This is a genomic window from Streptomyces sp. ME02-8801-2C, from assembly GCF_033793965.1.
Classification (GTDB): domain Bacteria; phylum Actinomycetota; class Actinomycetes; order Streptomycetales; family Streptomycetaceae; genus Streptomyces.
On the sequence record NZ_JARAXP010000001.1, the window covers coordinates 511705 to 530749 of the forward strand.

Annotated in this window: 14 protein-coding genes; 12 read left to right on the plus strand and 2 right to left on the minus strand. The window is 71.5% G+C overall.

From position 1 onward, the window contains the following. Positions 1 to 57 precede the first annotated feature (57 nt). The 3 genes from PV396_RS02290 (at position 58) to PV396_RS02300 (ending at position 2370) form a co-directional block, all read left to right on the plus strand. On the plus strand, positions 58 to 663 hold the full coding sequence (locus tag PV396_RS02290) for a YdbC family protein (protein WP_044473835.1): 606 nt from the start codon (positions 58 to 60) through the stop codon (positions 661 to 663). 129 nt (positions 664 to 792) lie between these two features. Beyond that, positions 793 to 1452, plus strand: a complete 660-nt coding sequence (locus PV396_RS02295; protein WP_319199866.1) for a histidine phosphatase family protein — start codon at positions 793 to 795, stop codon at positions 1450 to 1452. A 12-nt stretch (positions 1453 to 1464) separates the two neighbouring features. Beyond that, positions 1465 to 2370, plus strand: a complete 906-nt coding sequence (locus tag PV396_RS02300; protein ID WP_319199867.1) for an ADP-ribosylglycohydrolase family protein — start codon at positions 1465 to 1467, stop codon at positions 2368 to 2370. A 181-nt stretch (positions 2371 to 2551) separates the two neighbouring features. On the opposite strand, the gene PV396_RS02305 is transcribed toward PV396_RS02300, so the two are convergent. Next, positions 2552 to 4108, minus strand: a complete 1557-nt coding sequence (locus tag PV396_RS02305; RefSeq protein ID WP_319199868.1) for an MFS transporter — start codon at positions 4106 to 4108, stop codon at positions 2552 to 2554. A 228-nt stretch (positions 4109 to 4336) separates the two neighbouring features. Here PV396_RS02305 and PV396_RS02310 point away from each other — a divergent pair, with 228 nt between their 5' ends. The 3 genes from PV396_RS02310 (at position 4337) to PV396_RS02320 (ending at position 6465) form a co-directional block, all read left to right on the plus strand. After that, complete coding sequence (locus PV396_RS02310) at positions 4337 to 4960, plus strand: TetR/AcrR family transcriptional regulator (protein ID WP_319199869.1); 624 nt, start codon at positions 4337 to 4339, stop codon at positions 4958 to 4960. Positions 4961 to 5020: 60 nt separating this feature from the next. Further along, positions 5021 to 5722 carry a ribonuclease HII gene (locus PV396_RS02315; protein ID WP_319199870.1) on the plus strand — a complete coding sequence of 234 codons (702 nt, stop codon included), beginning with the start codon at positions 5021 to 5023 and terminating at the stop codon, positions 5720 to 5722. Between the two features lie 68 nt (positions 5723 to 5790). Further along, positions 5791 to 6465, plus strand: coding sequence for a hypothetical protein (locus PV396_RS02320; RefSeq protein WP_319199871.1), 675 nt, complete (start codon positions 5791 to 5793; stop codon positions 6463 to 6465). A gap of 403 nt (positions 6466 to 6868) precedes the next feature. Here the strand turns inward: PV396_RS02320 and PV396_RS02325 are convergent, their stop codons facing one another. After that, complete coding sequence (locus PV396_RS02325) at positions 6869 to 7510, minus strand: hypothetical protein (protein ID WP_319199872.1); 642 nt, start codon at positions 7508 to 7510, stop codon at positions 6869 to 6871. A gap of 559 nt (positions 7511 to 8069) precedes the next feature. On the opposite strand from PV396_RS02325, the gene PV396_RS02330 reads away from it, so the two are divergent. The 6 genes from PV396_RS02330 to PV396_RS02355 all read left to right on the plus strand — a co-directional run bounded on the left by PV396_RS02330 (position 8070) and on the right by PV396_RS02355 (position 18627). Continuing rightward, positions 8070 to 10229, plus strand: a complete 2160-nt coding sequence (locus tag PV396_RS02330) for a RecQ family ATP-dependent DNA helicase (protein WP_319199873.1) — start codon at positions 8070 to 8072, stop codon at positions 10227 to 10229. A 117-nt stretch (positions 10230 to 10346) separates the two neighbouring features. Further along, on the plus strand, positions 10347 to 11960 hold the full coding sequence (locus PV396_RS02335) for a DUF4192 domain-containing protein (protein ID WP_319199874.1): 1614 nt from the start codon (positions 10347 to 10349) through the stop codon (positions 11958 to 11960). 818 nt (positions 11961 to 12778) lie between these two features. Then, positions 12779 to 14695 carry a glycogen debranching N-terminal domain-containing protein gene (locus tag PV396_RS02340; RefSeq protein ID WP_416071326.1) on the plus strand — a complete coding sequence of 639 codons (1917 nt, stop codon included), beginning with the start codon at positions 12779 to 12781 and terminating at the stop codon, positions 14693 to 14695. 129 nt (positions 14696 to 14824) lie between these two features. Further along, positions 14825 to 15583, plus strand: a complete 759-nt coding sequence (locus tag PV396_RS02345) for an NUDIX hydrolase (RefSeq protein ID WP_319199876.1) — start codon at positions 14825 to 14827, stop codon at positions 15581 to 15583. Positions 15584 to 15636: 53 nt separating this feature from the next. Next, positions 15637 to 17577, plus strand: a complete 1941-nt coding sequence (locus tag PV396_RS02350) for an ABC transporter ATP-binding protein (protein ID WP_319199877.1) — start codon at positions 15637 to 15639, stop codon at positions 17575 to 17577. Between the two features lie 162 nt (positions 17578 to 17739). After that, positions 17740 to 18627: a FadR/GntR family transcriptional regulator gene (locus PV396_RS02355; protein WP_319199878.1), complete on the plus strand. Its 888-nt coding sequence runs from the start codon at positions 17740 to 17742 to the stop codon at positions 18625 to 18627. Positions 18628 to 19045: the final 418 nt, after the last annotated feature.

The window sequence follows — 19045 nt, forward strand, 5'->3', positions numbered from 1 at the left end:
GGTTGCAGTCCGCCGGAGCGTGACCGACGCCACGCTCCGAGCCCTTACGATGGCGCGGTGCTGGTCAAGTGGATTCGCTGCACCGTGGTGGACCGCCGCGGTTTCGAACGGGGGCAGCGAAAGTGGGCGGGACTTCTGGGGGAGCCGGGATTCCGGGGGCAGGGCGGGGGCTGGAGCCGGGGGCGTCCCGGCGTGGCGCACGTCTTCGCCTTCTGGGAGAGCCGCGCCTTCTACGACTCCTTCATGGCCCGCTCCCATGACCGGCTCGCCACCGCCCAGTCGGGCACCTTCAAGGACCAGCAGGTCAAACTGTTCGATCACCGTTTCGACGTGAAGACCGGCTTCGAGCCGCGCTTCACGGACTCCGACCTGGTACGGGTGGCACACTGCCGCGTCCACGAGGAGCGCGCCGAGCACTTCGCGCTGATGCAGGAGAAGGTCTGGAACCCGGCGATGGCCGGTTCGCCCGGCATGGTGCGAGGCCTGTTCGGCGAGGCGCCGGGGCACGAGTTCCTGATCCTGTCGATGTGGCGATCTGCCGCCGAGCACGGCAAGTACCGGGCCGAGCGGGTGGAGCGACTGGCGCTGCGGGCCCAGCTGGAGGCGGACGTCGCGGCCCTCGCCGGTGACATCGTCGAACTGGAACCCAGCTGGATAGTCTGAGCCGGACGGCCGATTCGGACGGCCCGAGACGCAACGCTGTGTGTTCCAACGCGCACGACATGTGTGACATACGCCGTATAGGGGTCGTGCAAGTGTCCGGTCGGCGCCGACCCGATCTAGGGTTTTGGCATGGTAAGACCACGGCGCATCGTCCTTGTCCGGCACGGCGAGTCAATGGGCAATGCCGATGACACCGTCTACGAGCGCGAGCCGGACCATGCCCTCGCCCTCACCGAACGCGGCTGGCGACAGGCGGAGGAGACAGGCAAGCGGCTGCGCGAGGTGTTCGGGCAGGAGCAGGTCAGCGTGTACGTCTCCCCCTACCGCCGAACGCTCGAGACCCTGCGTGCGTTCGGCCTGAACCCCGACAACATACGCGTACGCGAGGAGCCCCGGCTCCGGGAGCAGGACTGGGGCAACTGGCAGGACCGGGACGATGTACGGCTGCAGAAGGCGTACCGGGACGCCTACGGGCACTTCTTCTACCGCTTCGCCCAGGGGGAGTCCGGTGCCGATGTGTACGACAGGGTCGGCGGGTTCCTGGAGAGCCTCTACCGCAGCTTCGAGGCTCCTGACCATCCGCCGAACGTGTTGCTCGTGACCCATGGCCTGGCGATGCGGCTGTTCTGCATGCGCTGGTTCCACTGGACGGTCGGGGAATTCGAGTCGCTGTCCAATCCGGGGAACGCGGAGATGCGGATGCTCGTTCTCGGGAGCGACGGCAGGTACACCCTCGACCGCCCGTTCGAGCGTTGGTGCGAGCCGGAATCGTACGGAATCACCGGATAGAGTGACAGGGCGATGACTGCTGATTCCTCTTCCCACGAGCGCCTGGAGCGCGCCCTGGCCAGCCTTCGCGGGCTCGCGGTGGGGGACGCGCTGGGGTCGCAGTTCTTCGTACCCGTGAACCACCCCCTGCTCAAGCTCCGCGAGCTGCCGCCCGGTCCATGGCAGTGGACGGACGACACGGAGATGGCATGCTCCGTGCTGGCCGTGCTGGCCGAGCACCATCGCATCGACCAGGACGCGCTGGCCCACTCCTTCGCGCGGCACCACGACTTCGACCGCGGGTACGGGCCAGCGGTGAACCGCCTCCTGCGACTGGTCCGGGAGGGCGGCGACTGGCGTGAGCTGGCGTCCGCCCTGTTCAACGGGCAGGGCTCCTGGGGCAATGGCGCGGCCATGCGCATCGCCCCTCTGGGCGCCTGGTACGCGGACGATCCGGAGCAGGCGACCCATCAGGCGGAGATCTCCGCCTACCCCACGCATCAGCACCGCGAGGCCGTCGTCGGCGCCATGGCGGTCGCCGCTGCCGCCGCCCTGGTGGCCGCTCCGGGCGGTCCGGTGAGTGCCGGTGCACTCCTCGACGGTGTGCTCGCGCTCATCCCGAGAAGCGCGGTCTCCGCGGGGCTGCGACGTGCCCGGGACATGCTCGACTATGCCGACGCCGGCACGGTCGCGGCCGTACTGGGCTGTGGCCGGCGTACGACGGCGCACGACACCGTGCCGTTCGCGCTCTGGTCGGCCGCGCGTGCGCTGGGTGACTACGAGGCCGCCTTCTGGGCGACGGCCCAGGTGGGCGGCGACGTGGACACGAACTGCGCCATCGTGGGCGGCGTACTCGCTGCGGGAAAGGCCGGGGCACCGCCCTCGGCGTGGCTGGAGCGGACGGAATCACTGCCTCTGTGGGCGCCTGCGGGGGCGTAGCACGCGCGCGCGTGCGGCGTGGGGCTGCCGGGGGCTCACGCGGCGGGTGAACGGAGGCCTTCCGGCTCCTCGAGGCGATCTATCGACGGCCGGCCCCCATCGCGATCGCGCAACCACTTTCCGAACGCCGCTCGGGCCGCGTGGGGCCGTGAGCAGCGACTGGGGAGCCGCTGTCGGGAGATCAGCCGCCCGCCGGGCCCGCGGTGCTCGCCGTGCCTGCCAGGGCCTCCAGGTCGCTCTTGCGGACGCGGATCACGAAACAGGCGGTGGCGAGGGCCAGGACGGCCATCGCGGCGGCCGGGATGAAGGCCGTGGAGATGCCGTGGGCGAGTACCTCGTGGCTCCAGGGGGCGGGGAGTTGCTTGGTTTTGGCGAACTCCGCCTTCTGCTCAGGCGTGGCCTCGGCGAGGAATTTGGGCACCTGTTTCGTCGCCTCGTCGCGGCTGGCCGAGCCGAACACCGTCGTCAGGATGGACAGGCCGAGCGAACCACCCACCTGCTGCGTGACGTTGAGCAGCCCGGACGCGGCGCCCGCCTCGTGCACGGCGACCCCGGAGACCGCCGTCAGGGTCAGCGTCACGAAGTTCAGGCCCATGCCGAAGCCGAACACCACCATCGGGCCGAGGACCCCGCCGACGTACGAGCTGTCGGGGGTGATGAAAGCCTGCCAGGTGAGGCCGAGCGCCGCCAGTGTCGATCCGGCGACCATGAATGGTTTGGGCCCGAGGACCGGCAGGAACCGCTGTGAGAGGCCCGCGCCCGTGGCGATCGCGACGGTCACGGGCAGGAAGGCGAGGCCCGCCTCGATCGGCGTGTAGAGCAGGACGTTCTGCACGAACAGGACGATGAAGAAGAACATGCCGAACATCGCGGCGGCCAGGCTCAGCATGATCACGTAGGTGCCCGACCGGTTGCGGTCGGCGAACATCTTCAGCGGCGTGATCGGTTCCTTCGCGCGCATCTCCACGAAGACGAAGACGGCCAACAGGACCAGCGCCGTGCCGAAGGAGGCGAGCGTCAGACCGTCCCGCCAGCCCTCCTCCGCCGCGCGGATGAAGCCGTACACGAGGGACGCCATGCCCAGCGTCGAGGTCAGCGCGCCCACGATGTCGAAGCGGCCCGGATGACGTTCCGACTCGGCGATGTACATCGGCGTGAGCACGGCGATCAGGATGCCGATCGGTACGTTGACGAAGAGCACCCAGCGCCAGTTCAGCCACTCCGTGAGCATGCCGCCGGCGAGCAGGCCGACGGCGCCGCCGCCGGCCGAGACGGCGGCGAAGACCCCGAACGCCCGGTTCCGCTCCGGGCCTTCGGCGAACGTGGTGGTGATGAGCGCCAGCGCGGTGGGCGAGGCGATCGCGCCGCCGACGCCCTGGAGGGCCCGCGCGGCCAGCAACTGCCAGGGTTCCTGGGCGAGTCCGCCCAGCAGGGAGGCGGCGATGAACAGCAGGATGCCGGTCATGAAGACACGGCGGCGGCCCAGGATGTCACCGGCCCGGCCGCCGAGCAGCAGCAGGCCGCCGAAGGTGAGGGTGTAGGCGCTGACCACCCAGGTGAGGTCGGTGGTGCTGAACTTGAGGGCGTCTTGAATGTGCGGCAGTGCGATGTTCACAATCGTCGCATCGAGTACCACCATGAGTTGGCAGGCCGCGATGACGGTGAGCGCTATGCCGGGATGCCCTTCCCGGCGGGCCGCACCTGGTTTCTGGTCCTTCGTCAATGAAGACGTAGTCACTGTTGGGTCCCCCATAAGAGCACTAGTGAACGCTTGCGTTCACTGTCGCGTCGAACGGTAGTGAGTCCCCGACAGTGAACGCAAGCGTTCACTGAACTCGTCCGCCGGGTCGCCTGTCGGTCGCCCGGGTAATCTCTGCGGTTCACCGCGTCGGCGATCATGGCAATACCGACAATCCTGATAATCCTCGCACTCCCCGCTCCCCCTTGCCCGCTGGAGACAGATCAGATGGTTACTTCGCGCTGGACGGCCGCCCCCGCTCGGCCGGCCTCCCCCCGCCGGCGCGGCGCCGTGCTCGAACGCGCGATCCTCGATGCCGCGCTGGAACAACTCAGTACCGTCGGCTGGAACGGGCTCACCATGGAGGGCGTCGCCGCCGGAGCGCAGACCGGCAAGGCCGCGGTGTACCGGCGCTGGCCCTCGAAGGAGGACCTCGTCGCGGACGCGCTCCAGGCCGGACTGCCGCGCTTCGACCGGGCGCCCGACCTCGGGAGCGTTCGGGACGACCTTGTCGAGCTGTGCCGGCAGGCGCGGGCGGCGATGTTCTCGCGCCCCGGATTCGCACTGCGCTCGGTGATTCACGAATGCGACAGCCCGCAGGTGGAGCGCTTCCAGAGCGTGATCTTCGAAGGTTTCGTCGAGCCGGCCGCCAGGCTTCTCCGGGAGATCCTCAACCGAGGAATCGAGCGGGGGGAGACCCGTCCCGACGCCGCGAACGGCTACGTTTTCGACGCCATCCCGGCGATGATGATGTACCGAGCGAAGGTGTGCGGGAGCGAATGGGGGGAGCGGGACATCGAGGAGATGATCGACCAGCTGATGGTTCCACTGCTGCGGGCGGGGAGGGCGTGAAGTCGCTTGCGGGAACCGGGGTGTCGAGCGGGGTTCCGGGCGGCGTAGTCTAAGAGCGCCATGCCGTACGAAGCACCCACCCACACCGTCGAGCGCTCCCTGCGCGCCACGACCGGAGCGAAGGTCATCGCCGGCGTCGACGAGGTCGGGCGGGGCGCGTGGGCCGGTCCCGTCACCGTCTGCGCGGCGGTCACCGGTCTCCGCCGGCCCCCCGAGGGACTCACCGACTCCAAACTCCTCGCGGTCAAGCGGCGTACCCAACTCGCGGAAGTGCTGCGGAGTTGGGTCACGTCGTACGCGTTGGGACACGCCTCTCCGGAGGAGATCGACGATCTGGGGATGACCGCAGCGCTGCGGCTCGCCGCGGAGCGTGCCCTGGAGGCCTTGCCGGTCCGTCCCGACGCGGTCATTCTCGACGGGAAGCACGACTACCTGGGATCGCCGTGGCAGGTCCGCACGGTGATCAGGGGTGACCAGTCGTGTGTGGCGGTCGCGGCGGCGTCCGTGATCGCCAAGGTCCAGCGCGACAAAATGATGGCCGAACTGGGTATCGACCATGCAGACTTCGGTTTTGCGGCCAATGCCGGGTATCCGTCCCCCGTGCACAAGGCCGCGCTGGTGGAGCGGGGGCCCACCCCGTACCACCGGCTGTCGTGGGCGTATCTTGATGCGCTGCCCCAGTGGCGGCATCTCAAGAAGGCCCGCAGTTGGGCGGTCGGGAGCGTTCCGGAGATCGAGGGCCAGCTCGGCTTCGACTTCTGACAATTCCGTCCGCACTCATGTGCCACCCGCCGACGCGAGTCGCACCGGCGTTTGATAAATATCAGGTCATGCCTCTCATTCCCGAGGAGCCTCAGATTCACGAGAGTGCCCAGGGTCCCCGCGTAGCTCCGGCCAGTGGCCGTACCGCGCAGACCCCTCGTCCCGTACCCGGTCCCCGCCCCGTGGCTGTGCCGCGTCCCGGCCGTCCGGGGCCTTTCCGGCCCACGGCGCCGGCCCAGCGCGCACCGCACGACGCGCCAGCGGCCGTGGCCTCGACCGCGGGCGCGGCCAAGCCCGGGCCGTCCGCGGCTCCGGCCGCCCCTGTCCCTTCCGCCCCTGCCTCCCAGGCCCCGGCGACCCCGCAGATCCAGCTGATCCCGGCCTCGGCCGAGGGCGCGCTGGACGCTGCCGAGGAAGCCGTCGACCTGCTCCTGGAGTCGGGTCGGGCCCCGGGCGAGGTGCTGGTGATCACCACCGGCGATCCGCACCCGTGGGCCGCGCATGAGCTGTCCTTCGGCGAGGCGCCGTACTGGGCGCAGCACGACGCGGGTGACGACGTCTTCTACGCCGACGCCGCCGCTCTGAGCCGTGCCGCCTCCCGTCCCGTGGTCGTCGTCGCCGTCAACGGCGGTGCCGACACGGCCGCTGCCGCCCTTCCGCCGGCCCTCGGCCGAGCCGGTGCCCTGTTGATCGTCTGCGGCGACCCGCAGCAGATCAACTCGGTGCTGGGCGCGCGCGTCTGAACCGGTTCCGGTTCGTCCGAGCGGCCCCGGGAACCGTCCCGGGGACGGCCGGTCCAGCGACACCGGACCGGCGGAGGGCGGGTCGCTGAAGCGGTAACGCACGGTGGGCGCTTCGGCGTTCCCGGACGCGGGCATGCCGTGCCGACAGGAGCACGCGTACGCGTGCGGCTGTCGGGCGCGTCGGCTGCCTGCCGTCCAGCGTGGTCGTGTGCCCGCGTGCGTACGCGCGTGCTGTACCGCTGCCGTACGTCGACCGGCGGACGCCGTTGTCCGCGGTGACGTTCTCTGTGTACGACTTACTGCACGCCGCGGCCGTCACTCCTGGCCGACAGGCGTGGCCGCGCGGGGCAGAGGCCGGCGAGACGCCGGAGAGGTCACGCGGGTCGGTCGATGTGCGCCGGGGTCAGCGGGCTGCCGCCCGGCGCAGGATGTCCGAGGCGGCGCCTCCCGTGCGGGGCATCGGCAACGGCGGAGGTGCCTCGGACATGGCGAAGGGCTCAGGCGGCGAATCCGCGTTCGGGCGGCGCCCGCCGCGGCCCTCGCCCAGCACCTGCCAGCCGTCGCGGGTCAGCGTGATGTACGCGCCGCAGCGCAGCCCGTGCAGTGTGCAGGCGTCACGCAGTCCCCACATCCACGCGCCGTCCTCCTGCGTCCATCGGGCGTCGCCGTCACGGCAGTAGAGCAACACGGCGGTGCGCACCGGCGTACGGCGGCGCAGGTCGTGAGGGATGACCCGGCGCAACTGCGCGAGCAGCGAGTTCCGGAACATCCAGCCGTCGGCCGGAGCCGAGCGACGGGTGAACGAGGCGCTCGCCCGCAGTCGCTCGTCCGGATCGAGGACAGCGACGATGGCGGTCGCCGGCCCCGGGCGGTGCCGGGCGTGCAGACCGCTGACGACCTCGCGGGGATTGCGCAGCAGGGGAATCCCGGCTGCGGCCCACTCCGCGGGTTCGAGCATGCGGGCTGCTGAGTTGGTGGAAGCGGCGGACAGGTCGGCAGACGTCGACATGGATGCCGCGGGGGACGGAGCGAATCCGAAGGTCACGGTCCTCCCTTCGGCTACACGCCCACTACGGGCGGGAGATCGGACTTGGGGAGCGCACACCGCGGCGGAGCCCTGCCGGACCACGGACACGCCGTGCGGGGAGCGGACTCCAATTCTTGCTGTCGAACTGGGTTGCGGCAACGAGCAAATGGGGCCACCGACCGGCTTCTGGTGATCTGTGGATTATATCCCTGCCAGGTGTGTCATTTGTAGATGCCTGGGGTGCCCGGGAACGGGCCGTTGGTCCGCTTGTTCGGCTTGGTTCATCTTCCCGTCATCAGGCTGCGGGGCGGGGACCAGTGGTGACGTTCCCCGCACACTGAGTCAGGCCCTCAGTCACAGGCCGCTGTTGCCGGGCGAACGCCTCAACGTGCGTTCCGTGGAGGCCTGTTATCCGGCTGGAATGCGCCCCTTCCGGACTGTCCCTCAGAGATATGTACGCGCGCGTGGCCGCGCCTCACGCGGTTGACGGATCCTGTGATCGGTCGTGCGCGTCTCGTCACCGCCGGGACGGTCGGCCGATTGGGCCGTTGTCAGTGCTGTGGGGTTGCATGGGGGCATGAACAACCAGGAGCTGCGAGCCGAGGCCGATGCCATCCTTGCCGAGCTGGTCGGTGCCCCGGGAGGGTCCGCGCGGCTGCGGGAGGACCAGTGGCAGGCCGTGGCGGCCCTGGTCGAGGAGCGTCGGCGGGCGCTGGTGGTGCAGCGCACCGGCTGGGGCAAGTCGGCGGTGTACTTCGTCGCCACGGCCTTGCTGCGCAGGCGGGGTGCCGGTCCGACGGTGATCATCTCGCCGCTGCTGGCGCTGATGCGGAACCAGGTGGAGTCGGCGTCGCGGGCCGGAATCCGGGCACGCACGATCAACTCGGCCAACCCGGAGGAGTGGGACGCCATCTACGGGGAGGTCGAGCGCGGCGAGACCGACGTTCTCCTCGTCAGTCCGGAGCGCCTCAACTCCGTGGACTTCCGTGATCAGGTGCTGCCCAGACTCGCGGCCACGACCGGCCTGCTGGTGGTCGACGAGGCGCACTGCATCTCCGACTGGGGCCATGACTTCCGCCCGGACTACCGCAGGCTGCGCACGATGCTGGCGGAGCTGCCGGCCGGGGTACCGGTGCTGGCCACGACGGCGACCGCGAACGCGCGAGTGACGGCGGACGTGGCCGAGCAACTGGGCACGGGAGGCGAGGACGCCCTGGTGCTGCGCGGGCCGCTGGACCGGGAGAGCCTGCGGCTGGGGGTGCTGGCCCTGCCGGACGCGGCGCACCGGCTGGCGTGGCTGGGGGAGAGGCTGGGGGAGCTGCCCGGCTCGGGGATCATCTACACGCTGACGGTCGCCGCGGCGGAGGAGGTCGCGGCGTCCCTGCGGCAGCGCGGTTATCCGGTGGCCTCCTACACGGGGAAGACGGAGAACGCCGACCGGCTGCAGGCGGAGGAGGATCTGCTGGCGAACCGGGTGAAGGCGCTGGTGGCGACCTCGGCGCTAGGGATGGGCTTCGACAAGCCGGACCTGGGATTCGTGGTGCACCTGGGGTCGCCCTCGTCCCCGATCGCCTACTACCAGCAGGTGGGGCGCGCGGGACGTGGTGTGGATCATGCGGATGTACTGCTGCTGCCCGGGCGGGAGGACGAGGCGATCTGGGCGTACTTCGCGTCGGTGGGCTTCCCTCCCGAGGAGCAGGTACGACGCACGCTGACGGTTCTGGAGGAGGCGGGGCGCCCGTTGTCGCTGCCGGCGCTGGAACCGCTGGTCGATCTTCGGCGGTCGCGGCTGGAGACGATGCTGAAGGTCCTGGACGTGGACGGGGCCGTCAAGCGCGTCAAGGGGGGCTGGGCCGCGACAGGGCAGCCATGGGCGTACGACGCCGAGCGCTACGCCTGGGTCGCCAAACAGCGGGCCGCCGAGCAGCAGGCCATGCGGGACTATGTGGCCACCGACGGGTGCCGGATGGAGTTCCTGCAGCGGCAGCTCGACGACGAGAAGGCGGTCCCGTGCGGTCGCTGCGACACCTGCGCCGGGCCCTGGCTCGACCCCGCCGTCTCGCCGGGTGCCCTCGCGGCGGCGACCGGCGAGTTGGACCGTCCGGGGGTCGAGGTCGAGCCGCGCCGGATGTGGCCCTCGGGCATGTCCGCCGTCGGAATCGACCTCAAGGGCCGTATCCCCGCGGGCCAGCAGGCGGCCGCAGGGCGCGCACTGGGCCGTCTCTCGGACATCGGCTGGGGCAACCGTCTGCGTCCGCTGCTGTCGGCGCAGGCCGCCGACGGACCTGTTCCGGACGATGTGCTGGCCGCCGTGGTGACGGTGGTGACCGACTGGGCCCGTTCGCCGGGCGGCTGGGCCGACGGCTCCCCCGACGCGATGGCGCGACCGGTGGGCGTCGTCGCCATCCCCTCCCGCACTCGCCCGCAGCTGGTCGCCTCCCTGGCCGGGGGCCTGGCCCGGGTCGGCAGACTTCCGCTGCTGGGCAGCCTCGCCTACACCGAGCAGGCAGACGAGTACGCGGCGCACCGCAGCAACTCGGCCCAGCGTCTGCGCGCCCTGGCGGCCTCGTTCACCGTGCCCGCGAGCCTTGCCGCCGCCCTGGCCGCCACCCCCGGCCCGGTCCTGCTCGTCGACGACTACACCGACTCCGGCTGGACCCTGGCCGTGGGAGCGCGTCTGCTGCGCCAGAACGGAGCCGAGCAGGTACTCCCGCTCACCCTTGCCGTGGCCGGGTGAGCGGGGTGGGCCGTCGCTGAGCACACATCCTCCGCCCGGCGTGGACTTTGATGTGCCCCTGATCGAAGTTATCCACAGGCTCAAGCGGAATCTGGAGATCCGCGAGATCGTCACCGCATGACGAATCACGGCGAAACGCATCAGGTCACCCTCCGCACCCCGGCCGAACTGGCCGACGCCCTGCCCTATTTGCTCGGCTACCACCCCGAGGACAGCATCGTTCTGGTCGCGCTGCACGACAGGGAGGGCCGCGGCCGGTTCGGTGGTCGCGCCCGGCTCGGCATTCCCGCGAACCCGGACGACTGGCCCGCCGCTGCACAGCAACTGACGCACGGTCTGGTGACCGGCAGCGAGCGCAGAGGAGCACGGCCCGAGAGCATGGTGGTGTACCTCTGCCAGGAACCGGCCAAGGGTGAGGCCCGGCACGAGGTGCGGGAACGGCTGCGCCCGCTCGCCCAGTTGCTGCGCACCGCGTGCGGTCGTCTCGACGTACCCGTGGTCGAGGCACTGTGCATCGCCGACAACCGGTTCTGGTCCTACTGCTGTGTGACGCCCGAGTGCTGTCCGGACGAAGGGGTGCCCATGGGCCTGCCCGGGACCTCGGTGCTGGCCGCTGCCGCTACCTATGCCGGCCTACAAGTGCGAGGCACGTTGAGCGAGTTGCGGGCCAGGTTCCATCCCTGGGAGACCGCTGCGGCGCTGGAACAGGAACACGCGCTCGACACCGCCAACGCCCGCCTGGTCCCGCGCATCCTCGACAGCGCGAGCCGTGCGGACGTGGCCGAGGAGACCCTGCGACAGGCACACCGGGTCAGGAGCCGCTTCGCCGAGGCCCCCGCCGTGTCCGGCACGTTCCTGGCGGACCTCCGCGACGACGAACTGCTCACGCACGACGAGGCCGCCACGCTGATTCTGGGCCTGCAGGACCGTACGACCCGCGATCGGGCGGCGGAGTGGATGGAAGGCGACGAGGCGGCGCCCGCCCTGCGCCTCTGGAGGGCTCTCGCGCGCCGCTGCGTCGGGCCGTACCGCGAGCACGCCGCGGCGCCTCTGACACTCGCGGGCTGGGTCGCCTGGTCCACCGGCGACGACCTGGAGGCCAGGGAAGCCCTGGCCATGGCGCTGGGTGCGGATCCCGGTTACCTGTTCGCCCGCCTGCTGCACCAGGCCTGCAACGAGGGTCTGGACCCGGAGTCGATCCGCCGCTGTCTGCGCGCGGAGCGCGGCGGCCGAGCACACACGGCAGTCGGACCGCCCCGGACGAGTCCGTCCGTCGAGCGGACCGGGACTGGCGACGCGGGCGAGGAGACGAGCATCGGCTGGGACGACGAGAGGGGCCCCGGCCGGGATCAGGAAATGGGCGTCGGCTGGGACGAGGACCCGGAAGGGTTCGAGGCCGCGGAGCGGCTCGGAGGACCGAGCGGGGCCGACTACGGGCAGGGGATGGACCGCGACGGCCGGATCGACGGCACCGAACCCGCCACGCCGTCCGATGTCGCGGGCCCCCCGTCCTGCTCGACGTCGGTCACCGGCGCCGCCCGGGCGCTGGAATCGGCCACGAGGCGTCGACGGCGGGTAGGCCCGACAGACGGCGCCGATACCCGCCCCCGTGCCACGGGCACGAGCAGTACTCGTCCTCAGACCTCGGGCAGGCCCGTCGTACGTCGACCCAGCGCCGGCGCGGAAGGAACCGCTCCTCGCCGCGGGAGGACGAGGGGGAACGACGCGTGAAGAGGGGCGGGGTGGTTGACGGGCGCCCGGCCGGGAAGCGGGCGCCGGGCGAGCGGGCCGGCGGGGGCGGGACAGACACCTGGCGTGCGCACGATGAGCGGACCGGCTACCGACGACCGAGCAGCGGCGGAACGCCTGAGGAGCGATCCGCCGGTGACGGCACGACTGCCGGGCGGCAACGCGGCCGAGCGCCGGTGAGCGGGCGGTCCGGCAGCGGTGGAACACGCCGCCGGCGATTGAGCAACGGCAGTGCCGCCCACGTACAACTGAGCGACGCCAGGACGGCTCACGGACGCCTCTCCTTCCCGACCACAACGGACAGCCGACGCGATCGTTCCGGCGCGGGCCGGACGCATGCTCCGCCTCACCGCCATTCGGTCGGCTTGTCCCGCCGGAGGCGTGACTCGGGGAAGCCCTGGTCCGTTCACCTGAGTGGCGGAACCCCTGGACGGGCCGAGCCGCCGCATCACCCCCGTCCCGCCGAGGCCCCCTGCCAGGTGCCGAGCGCGCCCTCGGCGCCCAGAGAGCAGAAGAAGCCGCCCATGCATCCGCCGCACCCGCCCTCGGCCGCCGACGACGACCGGCGGGCTGCAAACACACCCGCACCGCCCTTGCGAGGAGGTGGCGGCGGAGCGCCCGGGAGCGGTGGCGCTCCACGTGGCTCGCAGCCGCGCTTTCCGGTCAGCGAGCCCCCTTCCGCACCTCTGCCGAGGGGCGCACTGCCATCGCCCGCGCCGCCTGTTCCCCCTCGAGCACCCTCTGCTGCGGCACCTGCCGCCCACCGTCCCACCCAGCTGCCCCCCACCCACACCACCCTGATCTGCGTCGCCCTCCCCGGACTCGCGATCTCCACGGATCAAGGGCAGCTCACGGGCCGAGGGCTGGAGGGTTTCTATCGCGGGGGCAGGCGCTTGCTCGCCCGATGCCAGGTCCGCGTGGCTGGTCGTGAGCCTCTCCCGGTACAAGCCCGCATGACCGCCGCCGACCGCGCCCGGTTCGTGGGGACGTTACGCGCGACCCCGGACGGCGGGCCGGACCCTGACGTCGTCGTCGAGCGCATCCGTCACGCGGACGGCACGGAGCGAATCACCCTGCGCAGTTCGGCGCCGCGCCCGCTGCGTTTGCCGGTCGAGGTGTCACTCGGTACCGACCTGGCCGATCTGGGCATGATCGCCGCCGGCACCGCCGGCCCCGAACTGCCCGCCAGCGTGCACGCCTTCGGCCTGCGCTGGTCCGGCGCCACCGGCGGCGTCGCCGTCACGGCCGACCCGCCACCCGCCGACGCGCTGGCCTCCGCCGGTCTGCTGCGGTGGGAACTCGAACTGCCCCCGGGCGGCTCCTCGACCCTGGAGCTGCGGATACGGCAGGACGGGGCGGGACCCGTTCGAGCCGTGGGCCGTGCGGCGACCAGCCCTCTCGCGTCGGCACGGGCCGGCGGCGACGATCCACGCGTCGAGGCGCTCCTCGAAACCAGCATCGACGACCTGCAGGCCCTGCTTCTGCGTGACTCCGCGCATCCCTCCGACACCCATCTCGCGGCAGGAGCACCCTGGCGCTGCGGCATGGCCCCGACCGAAGCCCTTGCCGCCGCCCGAATGACACTGCCTCTGGGCACCGGGCTCGCCGCGGGCACGCTGCGGACCCTCGCCCGCACCCAACTCCCGGGTCCGGGACCGAGATCCGGCATGCTCCCGGGACCACGCCGGGACGCGGGCCCACACCTGCCACCGGGCTGCACGGGTACGGAGGCCACACTGCTCTTCCCTGTGCTCCTGGCCGAGGCCCGTCGCTGGGGGCTGCCGGAACAGACGATCGAGGAACTGCTCCCGACCGCCGAGCGCTGTCTCACCTGGCTGCGCGGGACCGTGGACGAGGGCACCTACCTGCCCGATCCGCAGCCCGGCGGCCCGGTGCGCTGCGAGACGCAGGCTCACGCACACCGCGCCGCCCTTCTGGGCGCCGACCTCCTCGACGCCTACGGCCGGCCGGGCGGTGCCGGGTTGCGGCAGTGGGCCCAGGAGCTGCGCATCGCGTTCCGGGCCGACTTCTGGATGGACGACCTGAGCGGCGGCAGACCCGCGGCTGCCCGAACTCCGGACGGGCGTACCGTGCCGCACTTCGGCGCCGTCGCCGCCCATCTCCTCGACACCGGCCTGCTGGGCGCGGGCGAACATGCCCCCGGGCTGCTCGACAAGGTGCAGACCGAACAGCTCGCCCGGCTCTTCGGCGGGCCGGCCGTGGACTCCGGCTGGGGACTGCGCGGCCTGGGCGTCAAGGAGGCGGGATACAACCCGTTCGGCCACCGGAGTGGAGCCGTGCGGGTCCAGGAGACCGCGGTGGCCGTCGCGGGACTGGCCACCGCCGGGTACGAGAAGGAGGCGAGCGCGCTGCTGCGCGGCATCCTGGCGGCCGCCGAGGCGTTCCAGTTCCGGTTGCCGGAGATGTACGCGGGGGAGCAGCGCACGGACCCGGGCGCCCCGCTGCCCCACCCGGCGGCCTGCCGACCCTCGGCGACCGCAGCCGCCTCGGGGGTGCTGCTGCTGGCCACCCTGGCCGGCATCCGGCCGGACGCCCCGGCGAGCACGGTCAGGCTCCGCCCCGTACGGAGCGTGCCCCTGGGCGAGATCAGCCTGACCGGGCTGCGGATCGCCGGTGCCCCCTTCTCCGTACGGGTCGGTCGGCTCGGTGTCGCCATGGTCGAGGAGGCCGCCGCAGGACTGCAACTGGGGGCGTGACCTCGTACAAGATACCTGTCAGGAGAAGGGAAGCGGCCGGTGGCGCACGTCCCCGACCACTGTGGATCAGCCATGGGTGCGGCCGGAGTAGGGAGTGTTTATCGTCAGGCAGACGACTATGATCACGGCATGCCCTACGACCCGTCAGCCTTCCCGCCCTTCGCCGTCACCGTGGACCTGGTCGTGCTGACCGTGCGTCGTCATGCCCTGTGCGCGCTGGCGGTGCGCAGGGGTGAGCCGCCCTTCCAGGGACGCTGGGCGCTCCCCGGTGGCTTCGTGCGGGCCGACGAGGACCTGTCGCAGGCGGCAGCACGGGAACTGGCCGAGGAGACAGGCCTGCGCGCCCACGATCCGATCGCCCCCGCTCAGGACAACGGCGCGCACCTGGAACAGCTCGCGACCTACGGTGACCCCAAGCGCGACCCCCGGATGCGAGTGGTCAGCGTCGCCCATCTCGCGCTCGCCCCCGACCTGCCCGCCCCCAGGGCGGGCGGCGACGCCAACAGCGCGCGCTGGGCACCCGTCGAGGAACTGCTGCAGCAGGGCGGCTACGGCCGGGACGGCGAACAGGCGGCCCCACTGGCCTTCGACCACGCCCAGATCCTCTCGGACGGCGTGGAGCGCGCCCGCTCCAAGATCGAGTACTCGTCGCTGGCCACGGCGTTCTGCCCGACCGAGTTCACCGTCGGCGAGCTGCGCCGGGTCTACGAGGCCGTGTGGGGCGTCGCCCTCGACCCGCGCAACTTCCACCGCAAGGTCACGGGCACCCCCGGCTTCCTCGTCCCCACCGGGGGTACGACCACCCGGCAGGGCGGGCGCCCGGCCCAGCTCTTCCGAGCCGGAGGCGCCACCCTGCTCAACCCTCCGATGCTGCGTCCCGAGGTCTGACACGGCCCCCGCCGCACCCGGTAAAACGGACATAACGCGCTATCTTGCTACGGGTGATCCAGGCCTTCGGACTGTCCAGCAACCCTCGCAAGGAGCTACCGCCCGCCGTCGACGACGTCTCCTTCGAGGCACGTGCGGGCTGCGTCACCACGATCCTCGGTACCCCGGGCGCCGGTAAGACAACGGTGCTCAGGCTCATGCTCGAGCTCCAACCAGGCCGTGGAATCACCTACTTCAGAGGCCGCCCCCTGCATCGCATCGCCCACCCGTCACGTGAGATCGGCGTTCTCCTGGGTGATGTGCCGGGGCACCCCGCGCGTACCGTCCGAGGCCAACTCCGCATGCTGTGCGCGGCCGCAGGCGTTCCGGCCCGTCGTGCCGACGAGGTTCTCGAGGTGGTCGGCCTGGTCAGCCTGCGCGACGAACGCCTGGGCACTCTGGCACGCGGCATGGACCGCCGGCTCGGTCTTGCCTGCGCATTGCTGGCGGACCCGCACACGCTCGTACTCGATGCCCTCACCGACGGTCTGTCCGCTCGCGAACGCCACTGGCTGCACGGCATGCTGCGCGCGCATGCCACCCAGGGCGGCACCGTCCTGTGCACCACCACCGACGCCAAGGAGGCGGCCCGCACCGCCGACCGGATCATCACTCTGGATCACGGGCGACTCGTCGCCGACCAGGGGGCCGCGGAATTCTCCCGCACCCGACTGCGCCCCCGTGTCGCCGTCCGCAGCCCGCACGCCACCCGTCTCGCGGCCCTGCTGACCAAAGAGGCCCGCACGGCGCAGCGCTCCGTGGAAGTCGTACAGGAGACCGACAACCGGCTTTCCGTGTACGGCAGTACGTGCGCGGACATCGGTGAGACCGCGTTCCGGCACGGCATCCTCGTGCACCAACTCGCCGACGAGGTCGGCGACATGGGGTCCGGCGCCGACTCGGCCCGCCAACCTGAGCCCGAGGATCACCGCGAGACACCGGCACCCCGGACAGTCGGCGAGGTCGACGGTGCGACAGGACGGGAAACCGCCACGGCCATGCCCGAGGACGCTGCTGCCCTGGGTCGGGGCTCTGCCGCCCCAGCGCCGACAGAGGTTTCGACAGCCGGCGGAGCCTCCGCGACGGCAACGTCCGCACGCACCCAGGGCGCCCGCCCACGCCCCTGCGACGCCCTCACCTCCGACAGTCTTCCTCCGCTCCCACCGCCCATCTCCGTCCGCCCCGCTCCCAGCCCACTGCGTCCTCTCCGCTACGAACTGCGCCGCGCCGGTGGTGTCGGCACGGGGTTTCTGACCGTGGCCGCCGTGCTCGTCTCGTCCGCGCTCGTCGCCGTACTCCTGGCCCGCATCGGCCACACTCCGCAGCACCGCCTGCTGGCCGCCTGGCCGCGGGAGCTGCCGCTGCCGCCCGCGGCGATCGGCGCCGGGCTGCTCGGCGCCATCGCCTTCGGTGACGAGTTCCGCCATCCCGCCCTGGCGGTGGACCGCGGCACTGTGCCCCGTCGGCTGGGACTGCTCGCCGCCAAGCTGTTCGTCGCCGCGATCACCGGGCTGCTGCTGGCATTCCTCACCGTGGGCTGCGACGCCGAAGTGCTCTACCTCGTCTACGGACGGGACCTGGCACAGGTTCCCGCGGAGTGGCTCCCGCTGACCGCGAGTTGGATCGGCCTCGTGATCGGCTGCGCCTGGGCCGGGGTGCTGGCCGCGGGCATCTTCCGGTCCACCACCGCCGGGCTCGCGGCGGTGGTCGCCGTACCGGTCCTCGTGGTGCCCCTTGTGCAGAAGGCCGTGGAGGGACCGTCCGTGCGAAGTGCGGCCGGGTTCTCCGTGCGGCTGCGGGAACTGTTCCTGGCGCAGTGGCCGTTCGGGGGCGAGCGGTATCTGGCCGCCGCAGCGCGGATGATCGCCCAACCCGTGGGTGGCGCGCTCGCGTTGTCGCTGACTGCCCTGCTGTGCGCGTATCTGGTCACCACCCTGCGAAGCAGGGTCCGATGACGATCGTCCGCACCCTTCGAGTCCTGCCCTGCGCACAACTCCCCGAGGAACGCCCGTTTCTTTCCGATAAGGCGTCAATTGCGACGGGGTGAGCGATCACCCTTTCGTGTGCTTTTCACCAAAGACCTCAAGGGAGTTGGAGGCAGAGCCGACAAAGGATCCGTGAGTACCCTTGCGCACACCATGATGACCGCCGCCCGCTCCGCAGACTCCGGTCTCGTCGGCCCGGGCGGACTCGACCGCTACCCCTACGCCGAGGCCCCCGGGGCCGGCCGCGTGGGAGTTCCTTCCTGGGACGCCGCGGACCCGGAGCTGGGCCGCGTCGGCCGCCGCAGCGCGGGCAGCCGCGGTCGCGGACTGCACGGTCAACTCGTCCAGCAACTGGGCCAGATGATCGTCTCCGGTGACCTGGGCGCGGACCGCCCCCTAGTGCCCGAGGAGATCGGCCAGCGCTTCGAGGTCTCCCGCACCGTCGTCCGTGAGTCGCTCCGCGTCCTGGAGGCCAAGGGCCTGGTGAGCGCCCGGCCGAACGTGGGCACGCGCGTGCGTCCCGTCAGCGACTGGAACCTCCTCGACCCCGACATTATCGAGTGGCGGGCCTTCGGGCCGCAGCGCGACGACCAGCGTCGTGAGCTCAGCGAGCTGCGCTGGACGATCGAGCCGCTCGCGGCCCGTCTGGCCGCCGGGCACGGGCGCGAGGAGGCTCAGCAGCGGCTCGTCGACATGGTCGAGATCATGGGCCACGCCATGAACCAGGGTGACGCGCTGACGTTCTCGCGCGCCGACGCCGAGTACCACTCGCTGCTCATCCAGCTCGCCGGCAACCGCATGCTGGAACACCTTTCCGGGATCGTGTCCGCCGCCCTCCAGGTGTCCGGCGGTCCGATGACCGGTTGCGACCGGCCCACCGAGGCGTCCTTGGCGCACCACGCCCGGATCGTCGACGCTCTCGCGGCGGGCGACGGCGCGGCGGCGGAGGCGGCCATGCGGCAGCTCCTCGTCGTGCACCCCGAGGTCGAGCGCGTGGTCCCGGCCCCGCGCGAGCACTGATCGCGCCGAGGGCGGCGCCGATCGGGAACCGGGTCACTCTCCGGCAACATCGCTCGCTCGCGAACTGCCACTGCCGGGCCTCGTCGGCGCCCGAAAGGGCTCGGTGGGGTCCGGTAGCGGGACGAAGTGGGGGCGGACCGTCCGCAAACGTCCGCCAGGGCTGTGACGACAGCTGTCGGGGCGGGCACAGTGAGGTCGGGACGGTCTGGTTGCGACCAAGACCGACCACTTCTAGCCGCATCTGATCGCTTTTGAGTGCTTACGGGGTGTGACTCGGGCCACGCAGATTGGGCGTAACGCTCGCGGAAGCAGCGCGATGACCTAAGAGGTGACAGCCGCGGAAGGAATACGGACGCCGTTCAAGGCGCTGTGCATCTTCCCGGCCCTTTGCCCGCGCCGTCGGCCCATCCCCAGTCGG

Excerpts from the sequence above, each read along its gene's own strand:
- PV396_RS02295 (WP_319199866.1), top strand. The coding sequence starts at position 793 with ATGGTAAGACCACGGCGCATCGTCCTTGTCCGGCACGGCGAGTCAATG.
- PV396_RS02310 (WP_319199869.1), top strand. The coding sequence starts at position 4,337 with ATGGTTACTTCGCGCTGGACGGCCGCCCCCGCTCGGCCGGCCTCCCCC.
- PV396_RS02330 (WP_319199873.1), top strand. The coding sequence starts at position 8,070 with ATGAACAACCAGGAGCTGCGAGCCGAGGCCGATGCCATCCTTGCCGAG.
- PV396_RS02320 (WP_319199871.1), top strand. The coding sequence starts at position 5,791 with ATGCCTCTCATTCCCGAGGAGCCTCAGATTCACGAGAGTGCCCAGGGT.
- PV396_RS02300 (WP_319199867.1), top strand. The coding sequence starts at position 1,465 with ATGACTGCTGATTCCTCTTCCCACGAGCGCCTGGAGCGCGCCCTGGCC.
- PV396_RS02335 (WP_319199874.1), top strand. The coding sequence starts at position 10,347 with ATGACGAATCACGGCGAAACGCATCAGGTCACCCTCCGCACCCCGGCC.
- PV396_RS02345 (WP_319199876.1), top strand. The coding sequence starts at position 14,825 with ATGCCCTACGACCCGTCAGCCTTCCCGCCCTTCGCCGTCACCGTGGAC.
- PV396_RS02315 (WP_319199870.1), top strand. The coding sequence starts at position 5,021 with ATGCCGTACGAAGCACCCACCCACACCGTCGAGCGCTCCCTGCGCGCC.